19 protein-coding genes are annotated in these 18,414 nt (G+C 66.8%); 5 read left to right on the forward strand and 14 right to left on the reverse strand.

Features of this window, described 5'->3' with window-relative positions; genetic code table 11:
* Window positions 1-2: 2 nt before the first annotated feature.
* Together ACFTSF_RS06910 and ACFTSF_RS06915 are read left to right on the forward strand one after the other, a co-directional pair.
* Window positions 3-377, forward strand: a complete 375-nt coding sequence (locus tag ACFTSF_RS06910; RefSeq protein WP_380152901.1) for a hypothetical protein — start codon at window positions 3-5, stop codon at window positions 375-377.
* Window positions 370-1,950, forward strand: coding sequence for a multicopper oxidase family protein (locus ACFTSF_RS06915; RefSeq protein ID WP_380152902.1), 1,581 nt, complete (start codon window positions 370-372; stop codon window positions 1,948-1,950). The genes ACFTSF_RS06910 and ACFTSF_RS06915 overlap by 8 nt, the downstream gene beginning before the upstream one ends.
* Window positions 1,951-1,956: 6 nt before the next feature.
* On the opposite strand, the gene ACFTSF_RS06920 is transcribed toward ACFTSF_RS06915, so the two are convergent.
* From ACFTSF_RS06920 to ACFTSF_RS06950, 7 genes are all read right to left on the reverse strand, one after another.
* Window positions 1,957-2,670: an HNH endonuclease family protein gene (locus tag ACFTSF_RS06920; protein WP_380152903.1), complete on the reverse strand. Its 714-nt coding sequence runs from the start codon at window positions 2,668-2,670 to the stop codon at window positions 1,957-1,959.
* Between the two features lie 113 nt (window positions 2,671-2,783).
* Window positions 2,784-2,963 carry a hypothetical protein gene (locus tag ACFTSF_RS06925; RefSeq protein WP_380152904.1) on the reverse strand — a complete coding sequence of 60 codons (180 nt, stop codon included), beginning with the start codon at window positions 2,961-2,963 and terminating at the stop codon, window positions 2,784-2,786.
* An 89-nt stretch (window positions 2,964-3,052) separates the two neighbouring features.
* Window positions 3,053-3,961 carry a phytanoyl-CoA dioxygenase family protein gene (locus ACFTSF_RS06930; RefSeq protein ID WP_380152905.1) on the reverse strand — a complete coding sequence of 303 codons (909 nt, stop codon included), beginning with the start codon at window positions 3,959-3,961 and terminating at the stop codon, window positions 3,053-3,055.
* The gene (locus ACFTSF_RS06935) at window positions 3,958-5,235 is read right to left on the reverse strand and encodes an ABC transporter substrate-binding protein (protein WP_380152906.1); all 1,278 of its coding nucleotides are present in this window, start codon (window positions 5,233-5,235) and stop codon (window positions 3,958-3,960) included. Before ACFTSF_RS06935 ends, ACFTSF_RS06930 begins: the two co-directional genes overlap by 4 nt.
* A gap of 8 nt (window positions 5,236-5,243) precedes the next feature.
* Complete coding sequence (locus ACFTSF_RS06940) at window positions 5,244-6,056, reverse strand: carbohydrate ABC transporter permease (RefSeq protein WP_380152907.1); 813 nt, start codon at window positions 6,054-6,056, stop codon at window positions 5,244-5,246.
* 10 nt (window positions 6,057-6,066) lie between these two features.
* On the reverse strand, window positions 6,067-6,978 hold the full coding sequence (locus tag ACFTSF_RS06945; RefSeq protein WP_380152909.1) for a carbohydrate ABC transporter permease: 912 nt from the start codon (window positions 6,976-6,978) through the stop codon (window positions 6,067-6,069).
* Window positions 6,971-8,302 carry a glycoside hydrolase family 36 protein gene (locus ACFTSF_RS06950; RefSeq protein WP_380152910.1) on the reverse strand — a complete coding sequence of 444 codons (1,332 nt, stop codon included), beginning with the start codon at window positions 8,300-8,302 and terminating at the stop codon, window positions 6,971-6,973. Before ACFTSF_RS06950 ends, ACFTSF_RS06945 begins: the two co-directional genes overlap by 8 nt.
* Before the next feature lie 64 nt (window positions 8,303-8,366).
* On the opposite strand from ACFTSF_RS06950, the gene ACFTSF_RS06955 reads away from it, so the two are divergent.
* Window positions 8,367-9,284: a helix-turn-helix domain-containing protein gene (locus ACFTSF_RS06955; protein ID WP_380152911.1), complete on the forward strand. Its 918-nt coding sequence runs from the start codon at window positions 8,367-8,369 to the stop codon at window positions 9,282-9,284.
* Here the strand turns inward: ACFTSF_RS06955 and ACFTSF_RS06960 are convergent.
* Window positions 9,256-11,421: a discoidin domain-containing protein gene (locus ACFTSF_RS06960; protein WP_380152912.1), complete on the reverse strand. Its 2,166-nt coding sequence runs from the start codon at window positions 11,419-11,421 to the stop codon at window positions 9,256-9,258. The genes ACFTSF_RS06955 and ACFTSF_RS06960 overlap by 29 nt on opposite strands.
* 174 nt (window positions 11,422-11,595) lie before the next feature.
* Between ACFTSF_RS06960 and ACFTSF_RS06965 the strand changes: the two genes are divergently transcribed.
* The gene (locus tag ACFTSF_RS06965; protein ID WP_380152914.1) at window positions 11,596-12,261 is read left to right on the forward strand and encodes a DUF4097 family beta strand repeat-containing protein; all 666 of its coding nucleotides are present in this window, start codon (window positions 11,596-11,598) and stop codon (window positions 12,259-12,261) included.
* A gap of 222 nt (window positions 12,262-12,483) precedes the next feature.
* On the opposite strand, the gene ACFTSF_RS06970 is transcribed toward ACFTSF_RS06965, so the two are convergent.
* Together ACFTSF_RS06970 and ACFTSF_RS06975 are read right to left on the reverse strand one after the other, a co-directional pair.
* Window positions 12,484-13,092 carry a hypothetical protein gene (locus ACFTSF_RS06970; protein WP_380152916.1) on the reverse strand — a complete coding sequence of 203 codons (609 nt, stop codon included), beginning with the start codon at window positions 13,090-13,092 and terminating at the stop codon, window positions 12,484-12,486.
* Between the two features lie 23 nt (window positions 13,093-13,115).
* Window positions 13,116-14,240 (reverse strand): cytochrome P450, encoded by a 1,125-nt coding sequence (locus tag ACFTSF_RS06975; RefSeq protein WP_380152917.1) that lies wholly within the window; start codon window positions 14,238-14,240, stop codon window positions 13,116-13,118.
* A 349-nt stretch (window positions 14,241-14,589) separates the two neighbouring features.
* Between ACFTSF_RS06975 and ACFTSF_RS06980 the strand changes: the two genes are divergently transcribed.
* The gene (locus ACFTSF_RS06980) at window positions 14,590-15,741 is read left to right on the forward strand and encodes a serine hydrolase domain-containing protein (RefSeq protein ID WP_380152919.1); all 1,152 of its coding nucleotides are present in this window, start codon (window positions 14,590-14,592) and stop codon (window positions 15,739-15,741) included.
* Window positions 15,742-15,801: 60 nt separating this feature from the next.
* On the opposite strand, the gene ACFTSF_RS06985 is transcribed toward ACFTSF_RS06980, so the two are convergent.
* The 4 genes from ACFTSF_RS06985 to ACFTSF_RS07000 are packed head-to-tail and all read right to left on the reverse strand — an operon-like array spanning window position 15,802 to window position 18,205.
* The gene (locus ACFTSF_RS06985) at window positions 15,802-16,242 is read right to left on the reverse strand and encodes an SRPBCC family protein (RefSeq protein ID WP_380152920.1); all 441 of its coding nucleotides are present in this window, start codon (window positions 16,240-16,242) and stop codon (window positions 15,802-15,804) included.
* 60 nt (window positions 16,243-16,302) lie between these two features.
* A complete protein-coding gene (locus ACFTSF_RS06990; RefSeq protein WP_380152922.1) occupies window positions 16,303-16,869 on the reverse strand; it encodes a helix-turn-helix domain-containing protein in 567 nt (188 codons plus the stop codon).
* The gene (locus ACFTSF_RS06995; protein ID WP_380152924.1) at window positions 16,790-17,188 is read right to left on the reverse strand and encodes a hypothetical protein; all 399 of its coding nucleotides are present in this window, start codon (window positions 17,186-17,188) and stop codon (window positions 16,790-16,792) included. The genes ACFTSF_RS06990 and ACFTSF_RS06995 overlap by 80 nt, the downstream gene beginning before the upstream one ends.
* A 51-nt stretch (window positions 17,189-17,239) precedes the next feature.
* Window positions 17,240-18,205 (reverse strand): helix-turn-helix domain-containing protein, encoded by a 966-nt coding sequence (locus ACFTSF_RS07000; RefSeq protein ID WP_380152926.1) that lies wholly within the window; start codon window positions 18,203-18,205, stop codon window positions 17,240-17,242.
* Window positions 18,206-18,414: the final 209 nt, after the last annotated feature.

Genomic DNA, 18,414 nt, shown 5'->3' on the forward strand with positions numbered 1-18,414 from the left:
TCATGATTCAGTGGGTGTTCAGGGCCGTGGTCACCGTGCACGTGGTGGCGATCTTCGGTCAGCCGGTGTTCGCCGGCGTCTATCTGAGCGGTGACTACGACGGCCTGCGCTGGCACTCGCTCGGTGCCGACACCGTCACGTCCATCGGCTATCTGCAATTGATCGTCGCGATCGTGGTCTGGGTCCGGCTGCGTCGGGCGTGGCCATTCATCGGCACTGCCGCCCTGGTCGCGGCCGAGACGATCCAGTACTTCGCCGGTCTGGACGGCGCCCTGTGGTTGCACCTCCCGCTGGGCGTGCTGACGATCGCCGCGCTCGTCGTACTGTTCGTCGCCGTCTGGCGTCAGCCGCTGCGGCAGGAGCCCGCCGATGCGTGAGCAACTGAGCCGCCGTCGCGTGCTGGCCATTGGAGGATCACTCGGCTTGCTGGGTGCGACCGGGTTGGCGACCTCGGCGGCGCTGTCTCGTCGCCCTGCGATGACAGGCGCCGTACTGCGAAGTGCGTTGCCTCTTCCACCAGCGTTCGAGGTGCCGTTGCCGATTCCCGCGGTACTGAAGCCGGTGAGCGCTGGGCGTTACGAGATCACCCAGCGGGAGGCCGTTCTCGAAGTACTGCCTGGTGTCAAGACACCGATGTGGACGTACGACGGCACCTTCCCCGGGCCGACGATCGAGTCGCGACGCGGCCGGCCGATCACGGTGACACATCGCAACGAACTGCCCGTGCCGACGGTCGTCCACTTGCACGGCGGCCGCAGTACGCCGGAATCCGACGGCTATCCGACCGATCTCGTCGTACCGGAGAACTGGGGTGCGATGCACCACGGCGGTGGGCACGGCGGTGAACATAGCGGGATGCAGGATCCGCGGGCCGTGGTGACGACGCTGACCAGGGACTACACGTTCCCGACCGACCAGCGTGCCGCCCTGCTCTGGTACCACGACCACCGGATGGACTTCACGGCTCCGGCCATCTGGCGTGGACTCGCCGGCCTGCATATCGTCCGCGACGATCTCGAAGACTCACTCGACCTGCCGTCTGGACTGCGCGAGCTCCCGCTGATGATCGCGGACCGCTCGTTCACCGCCGACGGAAGCCTCGACTACCCGTCTCTGGATCCGACTCTCCGTACGACGCCAGGTGTCCGCGAGCCTTATCTCGCCGGGGTTCTCGGTGACGTGATCCTGGTCAACGGCGCTCCCTGGCCGGTGCATGAGGTGGACGCTGCGCGGTACAGATTGCGCATCCTGAATGCCTCGAACGCCCGGCACTACGAACTCGAAGCCGTGACCGACGACGGACGACGGCTCGACCTCGTGCAGGTCGGTGCCGACCAGGGACTACTCGCGGCACCTGTCACCCACCAGTACCTCCCGATTGCACCGGCCGAACGCTATGACGTGATCATCGACTTCGCGAGCGTGGAAGTCGGTGGTCGGGTCAGAGTCCTGAATCGGCTGGGCGATGGGCGTACTCGTGAGGTGATGGCGTTCCGCGTTGCCCGCAAGGCCAAGGACGACAGCCGGGTCCCTGCCAAGCTTGCGAACGATCTGCCCACGTGGCAGCGGTCGGACGCGGTCAGGGTGCGCGACTTCTCCTTCCGCGCCGGGCAGATGAACGGCGGGCATGGTTGGGTGATCGGCGGGCGACCGTTCGATCCTGCGCGATCAGATGTGAGCGTGCGACTCGGCGACGTCGAGGTGTGGCGGCTGGTCGCCGACGTCCATCACCCCGTCCACCTGCATCTCGTCGGTTTCCAGGTGCTGTCGCGCGGCGGCGGTTCGCCACTTCCGCACGACGCGGGTCTCAAGGACACCGTCTCGTTGCGGCCCGGCGAGTCAGCGGAGATCATCACCCGCTTCGACGGCTATCGCGGCCGCTACCTGTTCCACTGCCACAACGCGGAGCACGAGGACATGGGCATGATGGCCAACCTCGAAATCGTCTGACTGGTCCTAGGGGCAGAGGTGGGCGATCGACTTGATCGAGTTGCGGTCGGCGGTGGTGATGGGGAGGGACCATTTGTGAGCGACCTGTAGGTAGCGCAGGGCGTAGGTGCAGCGGTAGTCGCGGTTGATCGGAAACCACTCCCCGGGGCCGGAGTCGCCCTTCGATGCGTTGGCCGGCCCGTCGACGGCGATCAGGTTCATCGCCTCGTCGTTGGCGAAGTCGACGCGACGTTGCTTCGGCCAGTTGGCGGCACCCATGTCCCAGGCGCGCGACAGCGGGTAGACGTGGTCGATCTGAATCTCGGCAGCCTTCGCCTTGCGGAACTCGAGACGCTTTCCGGTGTACGGATCGGAGACCAGCGTGCCGGTGATCACGACACAACGGGACTTGCCGCGGTACGTCGGCTTTTGGAGTTGCGCTGCGAGTACGTCGTTGCGGGTGTCACAGCCGTTGTGACCGCCGAGCCCGGCGTGATCGTCCGACCAAGCCTTGCCGAACTGATCACGCCGATACCCCGGGACCTCGGGCCGCTCCCCGAGCACCCGCACCTGGGGCAGCGCGGCCGCGATCGCCTTCCGCGTCCCCGGCGAACCGCTCGAGGTCGGCGCCGGCTTCGACGTACTGGTCGTTGATCCCGGATCGGCCCCGGCCGAGGGAAAGCTGCACCCCGTGAGTGCGGCGGAAATCAGGCACGCGACGGCAAGCAGGCGGCGAGTCACCGGCGGGACAGTACCCGCTCACCCGGCTGATGCGTCCGAGGATCGCCGTGAAGGGTGTCGATCGGTGTGGTGCCACACTCTTGCCTAGGGCAACAAGGGCGGCACCCTACCGATCAGCCCCTCGTGTTGAGCAGGCCGAGGAGGCTGCTGCCGTCGAGGATATGGAGGTTGTTGACGGAGCCGTCGATCAGTCCCGCGTTGGCTACGGTCGGGGCGGACAATGCCGCGGCAGCGAAGGTGCCGAGCGCTGCGGTCGCCAGTCCGCCGAGGATGAGGCGGGTCAGGTTCTTCATGGTTGTCTCCAGAGGTCGCGTTCTGACAGAGAGCGTCTGCCCGTAGGCGGCCGAACCAGACCACACCGACCGTAGTGCAATCGTGGCTGTTAGTAAGCGAAGCGGGAGGGTGGTGTCGGTACGTCGTCCAGGCGCGGATCGAAGCGGTCTACGTAGGTGACTCCGGCCGGGACCTCGATGCTTGCCGTCGAGGTCCAGCCGCGGGTGAGGGTTGGGAAGTCGGGCACGTCGGGGTGGTAGTGCGGCTTGCCGGTGCCGAGCGCGTCGACGGCCATTGGCGAGCTGACGGCCTGGTATCGGAAGTCGGCCGATAGGCGCAGCTGCTTGGTTTTGTTCGGCATTGCGCCGTGCACGGTCAGGCTGCTGAACAGCAGCACGTCACCCGGCCGGTACGACGTGGTTCGCCACTCGGGGTGATCCTCATCGGCCTCGGCCCGCATCATCCCCGGTCCGTCGGACACCTTCACCGGCAGTACGCCGAGTCGCGGCGACCCCGCGAACACTCGCAGCCCACCGATCTCCGGGGGAGCAGCGCTCAACGGCAACCAGGTGGTCAACGTGTCGATGCAACCCTGGATGAACCGGTAGTCCTGATGGATCGGGGTCGGATTGGCTCCCGGCGACGGCGGCGCGATCCGGCAGATGTGCGCCGGATGCGCGAACGCAGGCTCGCCGAGCAACCGCTCCGCCAGTTCCAGCAACTCCGGCCGCACCGCCAACGCATGAAATGCCTCCGTGCTCTGGATCGCGGTGTAGGCGCCGAAGAATCCCGCCGACCCCTCCTCCACCGCACGACCCGAAGCGAGCAGTTCGTCGGGCGCGGACCCAGGAGCCAACCAGTGACTGTCGGCGAGAATCCGGGCGATCTGTCCACGGACGTCATCGATCACCGCCGCCGGCAGCAAGCCGCGAAAGAACAGATACCCGTCGCCGGCCAGGCGCTGACGCAGTACCGAAGAATCATCGGCGACGGGAGTCGAGTCGAGCAGCTCTTTCATTTCTTGTTCCCGATCTTGTCCAGGGTGGTGGCGATGCCGGCCACGTCGGTCTTGTCCAGGTAGACGTCGTTCATCGCTTTGTTGATCTCGGCAACCTTCGCGGTCCAGCCTTCGGCGATCGGCATGTTCACCGTGCTGCCGGCGGCGGAGTCGAGGAACGGCTGCACGTCGATACCCTTCTGCTTCCAGTACGCCGCGTAGCCCGCGCCCGCGTCGTTGAGCGCGGGGATGATGTATCCCGCGTCGCCCATCAGCTTCTGCGCCTTCGCCGAACCGAGGAACGCGATCAGCTTCCCTGCCTCGTCGGGGTGCTTGGTCTTGGCGAACATCACCTCGGCCAGCCCGTTGATCACCACCGTGCGTCCGGACGGTCCAGCCGGTAGCGCGGCGACGCCGATCGGGAACTTCACCTCGGGTAACGCGAACGGCAGCAGCGCGTTGTTGGCCGGGAACATCGCCACCTCGCCGCGGTAGAACATCTCGGTGGCCTGCCCGGTCGGCGGGTTGGTCCGGGTGCCGTCCGGGGAGACCCGCCACTTGAAGATCAGGTCGCGGGCCCATTGCAGGGCCTCGACCGACTTCGGCCCGGCGAAGTCGAAGGTGCCGTACGGTTTGTCCATCGCCTTGCCGCCGTTGGACGCGATCCAGTTCAGCCATTGGGTCTGGCTGTGGTTCCAGGAACAGAACCCCCACTGCTTGTCGCTCACGGTCAGCTTGCGGGCGATCTCCAGGAAGTTGCCCGAGCCGTCGGGGGCCCAGGTGAGTTGATCGGGCATGGTGATCCCGGCCTTGGCCACCAGGGTCTTGTTGTAGAGCAGGCCCACCACGCCGAGGTCCTTCGGCAGACCGAGCTGCTTGTCCTCGAACTTGTACGACTGGACGACATTCGGATGGTACGAGTCGAGCTTGAGCCCGGCCTTGGCGATCACGTCGTCGAGTGGCGCGAGCACGCCCTTGCCGGCCAGGTCGGGGAAGTTCTCGACGGTCAGCCAGAAGACGTCGGGCGCCTTGCCGCCGGCCAGTTCGGTGGTGAGCTTGGTCCAGTACTGGTCCCAGGGCAGCACCTCCATCCGCACGGTGATGTCCGGATTCTCGGCGGTGAACGCGGCGAAGACCGCTTTGTAGCCGACCTCCTGCTGCTCGTCCCAGAGGCGATAGACAAGCTCGGTCTTGCCGCCGTTGCTTGCCTTGTCGGTGGACGAGCCGCACGCGGTCAAACCGGCCAGGCCGGCAGCGCCCAGCAGCAGGGTCCGTCGGGACAGGGGATTGGACATGATGCCTCCTACTTGAGCCCGGTGACGGCGACCGAGCGGACGATGAAGCGCTGGAAGAAGATGAACAGCACCAGCAGCGGCGCGAGCGCGATCAGGCTGCCGGCCATGACTGCGTTGTAGTCGACGCCGATCTCGCTCTTGAACAGGGCGATACCGACCGAGAGCAGCCGCTTGTCCTCGCTGCTGGTGATGATGAGCGGCCACAGGAAGCTGTTCCAGTTGGCGACCACGGCCAGCGTGGTGACGGTGACCAGGATCGGTTTGGACAGCGGCAGCACGATCGAGAGCAAGGTCCGCACCCGCCCGGCGCCGTCGATCCGGGCGGCATCCTCCAGATCCGCCGGGATGGTTCGAAAGAACTGGCGTAACAGGAAGATCGCGTACGGCGTCCCGAGCATCGTCGGCAATATCAGTCCGGCCCAGGTGTCCACCAACCCGAGCCGCTGCATCATCAGGTAGAGCGGGATCATCGTCACCACCGGCGGCACCATCAAGGTCGACAGATAGACCCAGAACAGGACGTCCCGGCCCGGGAACGACAAGCGCGCGAAGGCATAAGCAGCCAGTACGGCGAACACCAGCTGGCCGACCGTGATGGCTACGGTGACCGCGACGGTGTTGACCAGATACCCGCCGAACCCCGACGCGAACAGTCGGTCGAAGGCCGCCGTACTCGGTGGCAGTCCGGGCTCCCAGGGCGCCGTACCGAATAGTTGCCCAGGGCCCTTGAATGCGGTCAGCAGGGTCAGGTAGTAGGGGAAGATCGCGAAGACGCAGCCGGCCACGAGTGCGCCGTACGGCAGGATCCGGTATCTCGACATCGACATCACCTCAGGAGAAGTCGTACGTCGTACGACGCTCGAAGTAGACGAACTGGGAGATCGTGACGACCAGGATCACCACGAAGAGCAGGACCGAGATCGTGGAGGCGTAGCCGAAGTCGAACTTGCGGAACGCTTCGTCGTAGATCAGGTACGTCGCCACCTCGGTGCTGTCGCCGGGGCCGCCTTCGGTCATCACGAAGATCGTGTCGAAGGCCTGGAACGACCCGATCACGTTGGTGATCAGCACGAACAGCATGGTCGGCCGGAGTAGCGGCAGGGTGACGGCGAAGAAGTGCGCGACGGGTGACGCGCCGTCCAGGGACGATGCCTCCCGCAACGATGCCGGAATGTTCTGCAGCCCGGCCAGGAAGAACAACATGTTGTAGCCCGCGAACTGCCAGATGTGCACGGCCGCGACGCTCGGCATCGCCAGCAGCGGAGACGACAGCCAGGCCGGCCCATCCAGGCCGAAGAGGCCGAGGAACTGGTTCAGCGCACCGCGGCCGGGGTCGAAGATCCACGTCCAGACGAGCCCCATCGCGACCGGCGTCGCCATCCACGGGATCACCAGGAGCGCGCGGAAGTACTTCATGCCGCGGAGTTTGCGGTTGACCAGCAGCGCCAGCAGTAGCGACAGGATGGTGGTGCCGGGTACGCAGATCACGACGTAGTACAGAGTGACGAGGAAGGAGTGCCAGACGTCGGCGTCGTTGAGCAGTTCGCGGTAGTTGGCGAGGCCGATGAACTCGGGGGTGGAGAGCAACTTCCAGTCGAAGAGACTGAGCACGATCACGATCAGCACCGGCGCGAGCAGGAAGCCGAGGACGCCGATCATGCTCGGCGCGAGCAACGCGTAGCCGGCCAGCGTCTGTTGCCGGCGCTGGATGCGACGGGTACGCCGGGGTGCGGGCCTAAGCATCGGGATTCCGCAGCGGATGTGACCGGGGCGAGCTGGGCGTGAGCAGCTCCCGGGTCCGGGCGAGACCCCACTGATCGAGGTCGCCGATCGGGTCGCTGGACATCCTCAACCCGGGAGCGTTCTCGATGTGCGCAGCCCACTCCTCACGAGCCTGTACGTCGGGCCGCACGATCAGGCAGTCGGAATCGTTGGCCCACCAGCGGCCGTGTAGGAACTCGCGAGCGATCGAGGTGGAGCGGGCGCCGCGCTGGCCGGGTTGGGAGATGTCGCCGGACGGCGGGTCGACCAGCGGGTCGGTGTCAGGGGAGATCCGCATGCAGTCCACCAGACCGAGGCTGGGCAGGATCGGGGCTCCGCAGCCGTGCAGGATGCGGTTGGGGCCGACCGCTTCGCGGAGGAGCCGCAGGCCGTGCCGGTACGCCGCGATGCCGTCGAGCTGCTCATGACGGTCGCCCTCGATGGCACCGGCGTACAGGAAGTCGAGTTTGAAGTGGTCGTAGCCCTGGCGGCACAGTTCGGTGAAAACGTCCTGAAGGTGCCGGGCCGCGCCGGGATGGGTAACATCGAGAACTAGTTGCTCTTGGCCCCAATTAGTCCCGGCGGTGATGCCCGGGACCAGCCACTCGGGATGCCGGCGGGCGGTCTCGCTCTTGCTTCCGACGAGGAAGGGAGCGACCCAGATGCCGGCTCGACGGCCGCCGGAGCGGATGTCGGCGGCCAGCCGGACGGTCGAGCCGAAGTCCTCGCGCGGGGTCAGCCAGTCGCCGATCTCGGTCTGGTAGCCCTCGTCGAGGAGCACGAGGTCGACGCTGAGATCCTGCGCGTCGAACTGCCGGACCTCGGCCATCACATCGCGCTCGGTGACCTTGCCCCAGTAGGCGTACCAGCTGCACCACGACGGCCCGAACACCCGTACGGCGTTGTCGACCGACGCCGAGAATCCGTCGGCCCAGTCGGCCAAGGCCTGATTCGCATTCGCGTACTTGCCAGAGCTGACCTGCACAGGACCGTCGGCAGAGACCACCGCGACGTCTCCCCGCACCTCACAGCGGATCGACGGCACCTGATCGGGTGAGAGTGCGCTGAACACGGTCACTTCGTTGCCGGTGGCAACAGCCAGCAGGCCCTCGCCTTGAAAGCCCTGCGCGACGACGCCGGGACGGTAGGCCATCACATGGTGATTGGGAGCGGTTGGGCGTGGTGGTCGCGCGTCCAGCGGGTACCAGCCGCTGGGGCTCCAGGACTGCCAGCCGTGTTCGAAGACGCGGGTGCCGGCGTCGTGGGCGAGCTCGGTGACGGGGACGAAACCCACGGGGATCCTCACTTCAATGGGGTACAGGATCTTGCTGCTGTGTGAGTAATCTAGGGACCCGTACGAAGGGCACACCATGACAGAGCCTGCTGAGTTCGAGCACGATCTTGCTACCCAGATGCTGATCGAGCTCTACAGTGAGATCCCGCCGCCGAGCAAACTGGTGACCGGTCACTTCCACAGCGGCGGCGACTATCGCGTGGTTCGGCCGGACGGTGTCGGCAGTTGGTACCTGCTCTACACGGCCGGCGGCACCGGGCATTTCCAGATCGGTGGCGACAAGCTGACCCTCCGCCACGGCGACCTCGTTCTGGTCAGCCCCGGCACCGAGCACGACTACGGGACCGTCGGCACCTACTGGGAGACCTGGTGGGCGCACTTCCAGCCGCGCCGCGAGTGGCATGCCTGGTGGTCGTTGCCGCAGGCAATGCCTGGCCTGTCCTACGTCCGGCTGACCCGGCCGTCGGAGACCGACCGCCTGGTGTCCGCCTTCGCGCGGCTCCATCGCGACGCACAGCGCGCGGGCCTTTCACCCACCGGCGACACCGAGTTGCACTTGCTGGAGAAGAACCTTGCCGTCCAGTTGACGATGAACGGCATTGAGGAGGTGTTGCTGGTCGCCACGAGCAGCCTCCGAAGAGACACTCGCCACCTCGACTCACGAGTGCAACTGGTGCTGGACGCGGTCACCTCCGACCCCGCCCGTCCGTACACGCTGACCAGCCTTGCCGGCCTCGCGCAGGTGTCGGTCTCGAGACTCGCCCACCTGTTCAAGGAACAGGTGGGCGACTCGATCATGAACGTCGTGGTCGGGCTCCGACTCCAGCGTGCGTCGGAGTTGCTCGGCGCGACCGACATGTCCGTCGCGCAGATCGCTCGTGCGGTGGGTTTCGAGTCACCGCACTACTTCAGCCGGCAGTTCGGACAGCGCTTCGGGATGCCACCGACGACGTACCGGGACAAGGTCAGGAGCCCGGAGTTAGAGCAATATTGAGCTCCGTCGCGGCGGCATAGCCCGCACCACCTTCCAGGCCGATCAGCCGCACGTAGCGTCCCGTTGTACCGGCAGGGAAGCGGGCGATCTTCGCCTGCAACGTGCCGTCCCAGTTGCCGGTGGCCACCGATTGATAGTCGTTGCCATCGGCACTCACTTGTACGTCGTACTTGGAGATCCGGCCGTTCGGCGAGGCGTCCTGGCGTGGCGTGTAGACGAGTGCGTCGAGCGAACGGGTTTGGCCGAGATCAAGCGTGATGTGCTGCGGCAGCGGGGCGTGCGGACTCCAGTTCGAGTGCCACATCGTCGTACAACTGCCGTCGAGTGCTGCCGCGGGATTGTTAGACGCCGATCCCTGGCTGGTTGCCGTGGCCTTCATCTCCTTCTGGGGCAGGAGATTCAGCGGCCCGAACGGTCCGTCCACCGGAGCCGGCGTACCCGGGATCGCTGTCACCCGGCCAAGTGCGGGCGCCTTGATCGACTGCCGGATCCGCAAATGGTTCAGGAACACCTCCTGGCCCATGCGTGGGGCGCGGATCAAGTCGGTGAACTGCTGGAACCCCGGATACCCGTACTGCGCGCCGTGCAACGGCATCGCCGCACTGGTCGCCACCCGGTAGGTCTTCCCGAGCTGCAGCCGCTGGCCGCGGATCAGCACCTTCGCCGGATCCACCCGATCACCCACCGGCTTGCCGAGATCGTAGGTGTAACGGACCTGATCGGAGACCGCGAGCGACGACAACCGCGAGCACCCGTACGCCGGCGGAATCCACTGCTGTTCAAGGATCTGCTCCACGACCGATCCCTTGAGTGCCAGCGTCGTGATCGGCGAGATCCCGGCCACCGGCCAGGCGTCGCCGAAGGAGACCACCCCCGCCTTGAGCCCGGCCGCGATCACATCGATGCCGATATCGGCCGGCACCAAGGCGAAGTCGGCGCCGCCATCCGCTTTATGGGAAGCCTCCGAATGGTAGAGATCCGCGACCAGGTTGCCGGTCCGGCTCTCGGCGGTCTTGGAGAAGTCGAGGTCGCGATCGAGCTTGGCCAGCGGCTGCCGCTGCCGGACCGCCCACTTGTCCATCCAGTACTTGACGATCTTCTGGACCGCCGGGTCGGGTACGACGTCCTTGGTGACAGCATGGTTCGTCGCGGTCGTCGCCGAGCGGATCACCTCGCCGTTCGCGGGATCGAGTGACAGGTTGACCTCACCGAGCACCCGACCGTGATTGGACGCCTCGAGCACCGGCCGCGGCACGCCGTACGGGTCAGGAATCATGCAGTTGAACGCGGTGTGCCAGTGCCCGCCGAGGATCACGTCGATATCGGGGGACATTGCCCGGGCTGCGTCGAAGATCGGGCCGACCGGGTTCTTGCAGTCGTTGAACAGGCCGCCCTGCTGGCCGCCCTCGTGCATGCTGACGACGATCGCGTTCACACCTTGCGCCTTGAGCTCGGCCGTGGCCCGGTTCGCCGCGTCGACGAGCCCCTGGAACTCCAGCCCCGACTGCTCGATCGACAACGTCTCGGTCGGCGTACCGGGGAACCCGAGTCCGATGAACCCGACCCGCGCCGTCCCCGCCTGTGCGATCCAGTACGGCGGAAGCACCGGCCGCTGCGATTTCGCAGCGACGACGTTGGCCGCGTGGTACGCGTAGTCGGTACCGTGGAACGCCCGGCCCCGCGAGTCGGTGAAGCACGTGTCGAAACCCGGCTTGCCGTAACAGGCCCCCGAAACCATCCGCCGCAGGAACGGCAGTTCCCGGTCGAACTCGTGATTGCCGGCCACATCGAAGTCGAGCCCGAGTTCGTTCAGTACCTCGATCGTCGGTTCGTTCGCGAACCCCTGGGTGTAGTCGGGCCAGCCACTGAACTGATCGCCGGACCCGATCAGGAAGCTGTTCGGCTTCCCGGCCCGGAGCTTGTCGAGATGCGCCTTCAGGTACGCCGCGCCGCCGACCGGAAGGGTTCCCGCGGGGCCGGCGATGGTCAGGTTCTCGGTCTCGGACAGGTAGCCGTGCAGGTCGGTGAGGCTGAGCACCTGCATCGGGATGGGCGCGGAAACCGCCTGAGTGGGTGCTGTGACAGAGGCGGTCAGCAGGGTGGTCGCCAGGGCGATGACGGCACTGAGTCTGAACATGGCTGCAACCTAACGACGCAACGAAGACGGCCGACATCGCCGAGGTTGCTGAATCCCTGCACGATCCGGCTGCGGTGTCAGGCCGGTGTCTGCCCGGTGTCAGGACGTCGGCTCATCGTTCTTCTTGTGATCGCTTGCCGATCGAAATTCATTCAAAATTCTGAGGAGACTGCCATGCACCAGTTCGACACCCCCGCTCCGATCACCGTCGTCGTCGACATCCCGGCCGGTCAGGTCCGCTTCGTCGCCACCGACCGGGCCGACACCGTCGTCGACGTCCGGCCTTCGAACGCTTCGAAGGGTCGCGACGTCCAGGTCGCCGAGCAAACCACAGTCGAGTACGCCGACGGCGTCGTACGGATCGAGGCCGTCGCGAAGAACCGGGTCTTCGGCGCTTCGGGTTCCATCGAGGTCACCGTTCAGCTTCCGGTTGATTCGACGGTCGAAGCCAAGGCAGCTGCCGCCGGTCTCCGTACCGACGGACGCCTCGGTGACATCACCTTCAACGGCGCGTACGGCGAAGTCATCGTCGACGAAGCGGCCGGCGTGCGGCTGACGGCACTCGCCGGTGACATCTCGGTCGGCCGCCTCAACGGAGCCTCGGAGATCACCACCAGCAAGGGCGACATCCGGATCGGCGAGGCGGTCCGCGGCCACGTCGTCGTACAGACGCAGTCCGGTGATCTGTCGGTCCAGGCCGCCCACGGTGTCTCAGCCAGCCTCGACGCCGGCACCACCTATGGCCGGATCGAGAACTCGCTCAAGAACACCGACGGCACCCCGGAGCTCACCATCCACGCAACCACCGCACATGGCGACATCAGCGCCCGCAGCCTCTGACAGCAATGCCAGTAGCGGACGTCACCGGGGAGGGGCGAACCCTCCCCGGACGGTGCTGGAACCGCCCGAGTTCTGGGCGTGGACCTTCGCAGTACGGCGCGGTGGCGGCGGGGTCGTGACCGGCGGCCCGCCGATACTTTCGCGCCGTACCGTGCTTCGTTGTACTCATGCATCCCAGTTGCCACCAAAGGCAAAAGGTTGCCGTCGATCAGATCGAGCCGATCAGTCTGCGATCAGGGCGTAGGCGAACAGCAACCGACGGTCCAGCCAGTCGGCGGTCACGGTGACGGATTTGCTGCCCTCGGAGAGCATGACGACCTCGTCATCGGCACGCCACTCCAGGACTCGCCCCTTGGTGACCTGGTCTCCGCCTTCGGCCCCCGCGCTGAAGACCACGTCCAGTACGCCGGTGAACAACCGCCCCGCAGCCTTCACCGCGAGTTCCTTCGGCTGGCCGCTGAGCCATTCGGTGCGGCCGACGATCTCCGGCCGGCCCGGCTGCTCGATTCGCCAGGTCGGCCGAAGCAATGGCTTGCCGGAGGGGACGCGGGTGATCGTCCCGATCAGTTCAGCGTGCTGGTCGCGCACCTCGAAGCTGTTCTCCGCCGTCTCGGCGACAGAGCACAGCACCTGCTCGTTCTCCGGATCCAGGCTGAGTCGACCGTTGGAAGCGACGTACGCGCACGGTGTGAAGACCCGCTCGTGCTTGCCTCCCTGAGGCACCCGAATGGCCTTCGGTCCCCACTCGATCCGGTTCCGCTTGCGAGTGGCCGGTCGAGCGACCGTGCCCAGGGTGAACTCGCGAACCTCTTCCCACTCGATCTCAGCCACTGCGCCACCTTAGACGCAAGGATTCATGAGACGTGCTCCACCGTGAATCTGGGCGGGCTGCAGAGGGGACCCATGACGGGGTCGCGATCGACCAGACGCACCTGTACGCCGCCCTGCTCGGTGAGGGCCGACAGAAGCTTGGCGGACAACACGGTGACGAACGTCGAGCCGACACAGGCCGCGGGGCCGATTCCGAACGGCAGATATCCTTCGCGATAACCATCCGGGGGATCGATCCAGCGCTCTGGCTGATACTCCAGCGGGTTTTTCCAGGCGGCTGGTGATCGGTGCATGAGGTAGGTACAGACGAACACGTCCGCGCCCGGTTGCAGTTCATGCGCTCCGAGCGTGACAGGCCGCCGTACCTGGCGATGGAGAAGCCACGCGGTGGGCCAGAGCCGCAGTGACTCGCGGATTGGGTCACCTGGATCCGGTTCGGAGCCGAAACCGAGCCGATCGGGTACGTCGGTTGTGGGGGTCCAGCCCGCCTTCAGCAACACAGCCCAGGCCATGGCGACCGACGTGGCCCGGCAGGCCGCACCGATGAGGCCGTGCAGTGTCAACGCGACCTGGTCGTTGTCGGCGAGCGCATCGGCGAGCACCTGCTCGATGCCGACCGGTTCGTTGTTGTGCGACGTGCGCCGGTACAAAGCCGCCATGGCTTGGCTGTGCGTCAGCCGCGCCTGCCATCGAGTACGGCGTCCCGCGGGGTGAGCGAGTGCGGCTGACCCAGCGAGCGCACGACTGAGCCGTACGACGAGCCGGCGCTCGGCCCCCGGCAAGAGCTGAGCCACCACCGCCTGCAGGCACATCTCGCCAACCGCCGCGGGCCACACCCCACCCGGCTCGAGCAACTCCACCAGCCGACCAGGATCGACATCGCGAGCGATGTTGTCCAGCAGCCGACCCATCGCCGCGGTGACCGGGCGATTCTCGACGCTACCCGGGTCCCACCCCGGAACCCGCCCGAAAGGCGCCGACTCGGCGTGGAAGGGCTCGGACGTGCTCTTGAGAACTGTCCGCGCCAGCACCGGGTCACTGACCACGATGCCGCTCTCGCCGAGATCGCGGACACCGATCGGATCGGACTCCCACTCCCGCAGCACCTCGAGCGGCCGACTACTGAACATCGGGCCCACGCCGTCCATCACACTCGCCTTCACTGGCGGCGGCCCGCCCACAAGCCCGACGAGCCGCCCCGTCGATCAGTAGTCCGCGTAGTAGATCACCCAGCGACGAGCCCGAAGGTTCTTGCCGCGGCGACTCGCCTGAAGGAAATAACGCAAAGTCCGCACAGTACTCACCTCCCCAGATGGTTGACGTCCGCGCCAGCATAAATAACGACAAGGTCACGCCCACCCTCGATCCGTGGGGGGCTGGACCTGGGGGTCGGGTGTTGGGAATGAGGGATCATCCCTCACGCGTGGGGGGTGGGGGCGCTGCGACTGTTGTTTCACGGCCGCCGGAGGGGCGGGCGAGGGGACAAAGGAGCTGGTCATGAAGAAGGGGACGATGATTGCCGCGCTGGTTGCGGCGTTCGCGATTCTGGGGGCGGGGACGGCTGAGGCCAACGTCGGGACACCGACCCTGGACGTGGACACGGCGAAGGTCGCGCAGAGCCTGGAGACGGCGCTGGGCGGGGGGAACACCGTGGGATACGCCTACGCGATCGCGGAGAACGGCGTACTGGCGAAGACCGGGGCCGGCGGCAAGGCCCGGCTGGACAAGGACATCGACTTCACGCCGTACACGCGGCTCGACATCATGAGTGCGACGAAGAACGTGGTCGCGGCGGCGCTGCTCAAGGTGACCGAGGCCGCCGGGCTCACGCCGGACCACCAGATCTGGCCGTACCTGCCGCCGGACATGCGGGCCGGCGCCGACCCGTCGTGGCAGCGGCTCCGGATCCGGGATCTGCTCGGCCACACCTCCGGGGTCGGCCAGATGGAGACCGACCCGGCCAACGAGGCCGACAAGCCGAAGATGAACCAGCTGTACGACGGGCTCAAGTTCATGATGACCAAGCCGGTCGGCGCGGGATCGTCGTACAAGTATGCGAACACGAACTACTCGTTCGCCCGCGTGGTGCTGCCGCGGCTGTGGCATCTGACCGACCCGGGTCGCGGCGTACCGGAATGGATCGGCCCGAACTCGAGCCAGTGGACCCTGTACTACGTCAACGAGAAGCTGTTCACGCCGGCGGGCCTGCCGTGGATCACCTGCCTCGCGTCCAACCCGGACACCGCGGCGCTGTCGTACAACCTGGCTGACCCGGCTGCGGGCGGCTCGCTCTTCCAGCTGTCGGGCAAGAACTTCGAGGCCTGCCCGAGCTACCGCGGTCTGCACATGTCGGCGATGGACATGGTCCGCTGGCAGGTCTACCTGCGACACGGCACGATCGTCTCGCCCACCGTGCGCTCGTGGATGGACTCGCTCGACCTCGGCTGGCGGCCGCACTCGGTCTACAGCTTCCTGCCCGCCGGCGCCGAGGCCCACGGCGGCGGCTACACCTCCGGCGGTCGCTCGACCGTCACCTGCCACGCCAAGTTCCCCGGCAACATCGAGGTCTCGCTGGTGGCGAACAGCCAGATCAAGTCCGGCACCCACCCCTGCGCGATCGCCGCAGCAGCGGTGAAGTCAGGTAGCTGAATTCAGGACCGTGGGTCGCGAGGGTTATCCTCGCGGCCCACGGTTTTGTCGTGGTCCCTGTCAGCCGTGTTTGACGGCGTGTTCCGCCAGTCCGGTCGCCATGATCTGCATGAAGCCGCGCAGCTGCCGCTGGAGGAACCAGCCGGTTCCCAGACGCGCCGAGAACGTGCCGTGCCAGCGGATCCGGGTGCCGCCGCCGGGCAGCTCCTGGAGTTCGATCGCGGCACGGTAGTCACGCAGGTAGGGGTTCTCGACGCCCTCGTAGGCGAACCGCCGTTCCGGGGCCAGGGCAGTGATCCGCTCGGCAGTGACCACCTTTCCGGTACGGAACGCACGAACCGCGCCGACGCCGTCCCGACCGTCAGCGGACAGGCTGGTCGACTGCGCGATCTCCAGGGCGTCGATCGGTGTCCAGGACGGCCAGCTTCGCGGGTCGAGCAGCAGTGACCACACAGCAGCGGGCGCCGCCTCGGATTCGGCGGTGACATCGTAAGACTGCACTTCTGGAACGCTACCGGTGACAGCGGTTGGCCCTCCATGCGCGCGATTGCGGCGTACCGGTCAGGAATTGCGGTACGTCGAGGGCCGGGATCCCGTGTGGCGCAGGAACGCGGTGGAAAGGGCGCCGGGCGTGGTGAAGCCGCAGCGTCGGGCTATCCGGTCCAGTGGCAGTGCGGTGCCGCGCAGCAGGCGTTTCGCCTCCTCAACCCGCAGCCTGGTGAGGAACCGGTGCGGCGTCTCCCCGGTCGCATCCCGGAACACGCGGACCACGTGATAGATCGACAGGTGTACGTCGGCAGCCAGGTCGGCCAGGGTGATCGGCTCGGCGAGCCGATCGCGCATGATCGCCACGACCGCGCGCACCCTCGCGTCCTCTCGCGCCGGAACCCGCTCGACCGCCAGCCGCGCATGCCGGGTGAGCAGGTGCGTGGTCAGGAAGGCGGCAGCGGACTCGGCGTACAGCTCCCCGGCCCCGGCCGGGGCACCAACCGCCCGGATGGTTTCCTCCAGTAGTGGATCCGGCTCGGCGAGGGACGCGGCCATGGCGTCATAGTCCACCTCGCCACCCAGTTGCGCGGCGACCGAGTCGACGGTGTCGCGAGGGATGTGCACCTGCACACTGCGCATCGTTGCGTCGCCACGGTACCGCCGGACCACGGGCGTGCGGAATCCCGAGCTGGATCCGCCCCGGCACCCAGGGATGGCGCACGGCATGGCCGCCGCCACTGGTCTCCATCTCCGCGCGCCCGGACACCGGCAGCACCAGGTGCAGATCCGCCGTACCGGGCAGTGCCATGTCCTCGACGACCGGGACGTGCTCGAACCACTGCACCATCAGCGACTGCCATCCCAGGTCTTCCCAGCTGCAGAACGTCCGCCGCACGTACCGGTCCATCTCGAACCCGACATACGGCTGCAGATCGAACCGCGCGGTATCGAACACCATGCCCCGGAGGCTACCCGGCCGGAGTTGCAGTCGCCGTTTCCCAACGCCTGCCTAGGCTGTGAGCGTGGGAGTGTTGTACTCGCCGGTGGCGGAGAGGAGTCGCAGGCCGAGGGGAGTGATCCGGTGTTCGACGGAGGGGCCACGGCGATCGCTGCGTATCAGGCCACCCTCGCGCAGGATGCTGAGCTGGTAGCTCGCGGTCCCCAGCGACACCGCACAAAGGCGCGCCACGACTGTCGTCGTACAGGGAGTGACCGTGGCTTCCAGTACGGCGGATCGCGTGCCGCCGATCAGTGCGCTCACTCGGTCCTGCCCTGATCGGGTGGCGGCCTGCCCGATGAAGGGGCCGGCGTGAGCCGGCAGCGGGAGCACGAGGATCGGCGTCGCGTCGGGTTCCAGCAGCTTGGTCGGAGCCTGCCAGCAGAACGCCGAGTACTGCAGCCGCAGCCCACGCCCTTGAAGGTGCACGTCCGGCCCGATCATTGAGTCGATCTCCAGGACCGGTGACTTCCAGCGGATGCCGGGGCCCAAGGTGGACAGGACCTGGTCCAACCCGATCCGCCCGATCTCGTCCCCGACCCGCCCGTTGCCTCCGGCAACGCGGGTGTTGATCGCCTGCCAATGCGGCGCGATCGCCGCCGAGTGGTAGGTCCGCAACGCCTCGCCCAACTGCTCGACCACACGCGGGTGCCCCGACCCGAGCGCCGCGGTCCAGGCACTCGGCGCGCGATACTTCGCCACCCTCCCCAACTGCGCATCGAACTGCCACTTCGGCGTACTGAGGATCCGGTCCAGCCCCGCCTCGAAGTCCTCGTCCTCGCCACTGGGCGTCAAGAAGTCCGCCGAATACCCCCGCGGCGGCGCCAACCGCCGCAGCCGATCCAGCACCTCCGGTCGAACCGCCGCCTGCGTCCGCCGCCGCCAGCCCCCGAAAATCGCCCGCCCATCACTCTGCTGCAACATATGCAGACTGAGCAGCACCTCCCACACCGCCGAAGCGCCACGCGACACAGTCACCTTGGTGAGATCGGCAAAACTGAAGTGAATCCGTAGCACGAAACACCCCCGGGGCGGCGGAAGGCTACCTGTCTATCAGCCCTCCGCCGCCCCGGGGTGACGATGTCCTCAACGTGCCACGGGCCAGCCAGCCCGGGATCTGCTCAGCTACCCCAGGCACGATCCAGACAGTTCAACCCGCCGCACTCGTGGTCCTGAACCACCAAGTC

The sequence above is a fragment of the Kribbella sp. NPDC056951 genome (assembly GCF_042674205.1).
Lineage (GTDB): Bacteria > Actinomycetota > Actinomycetes > Propionibacteriales > Kribbellaceae > Kribbella > Kribbella yunnanensis.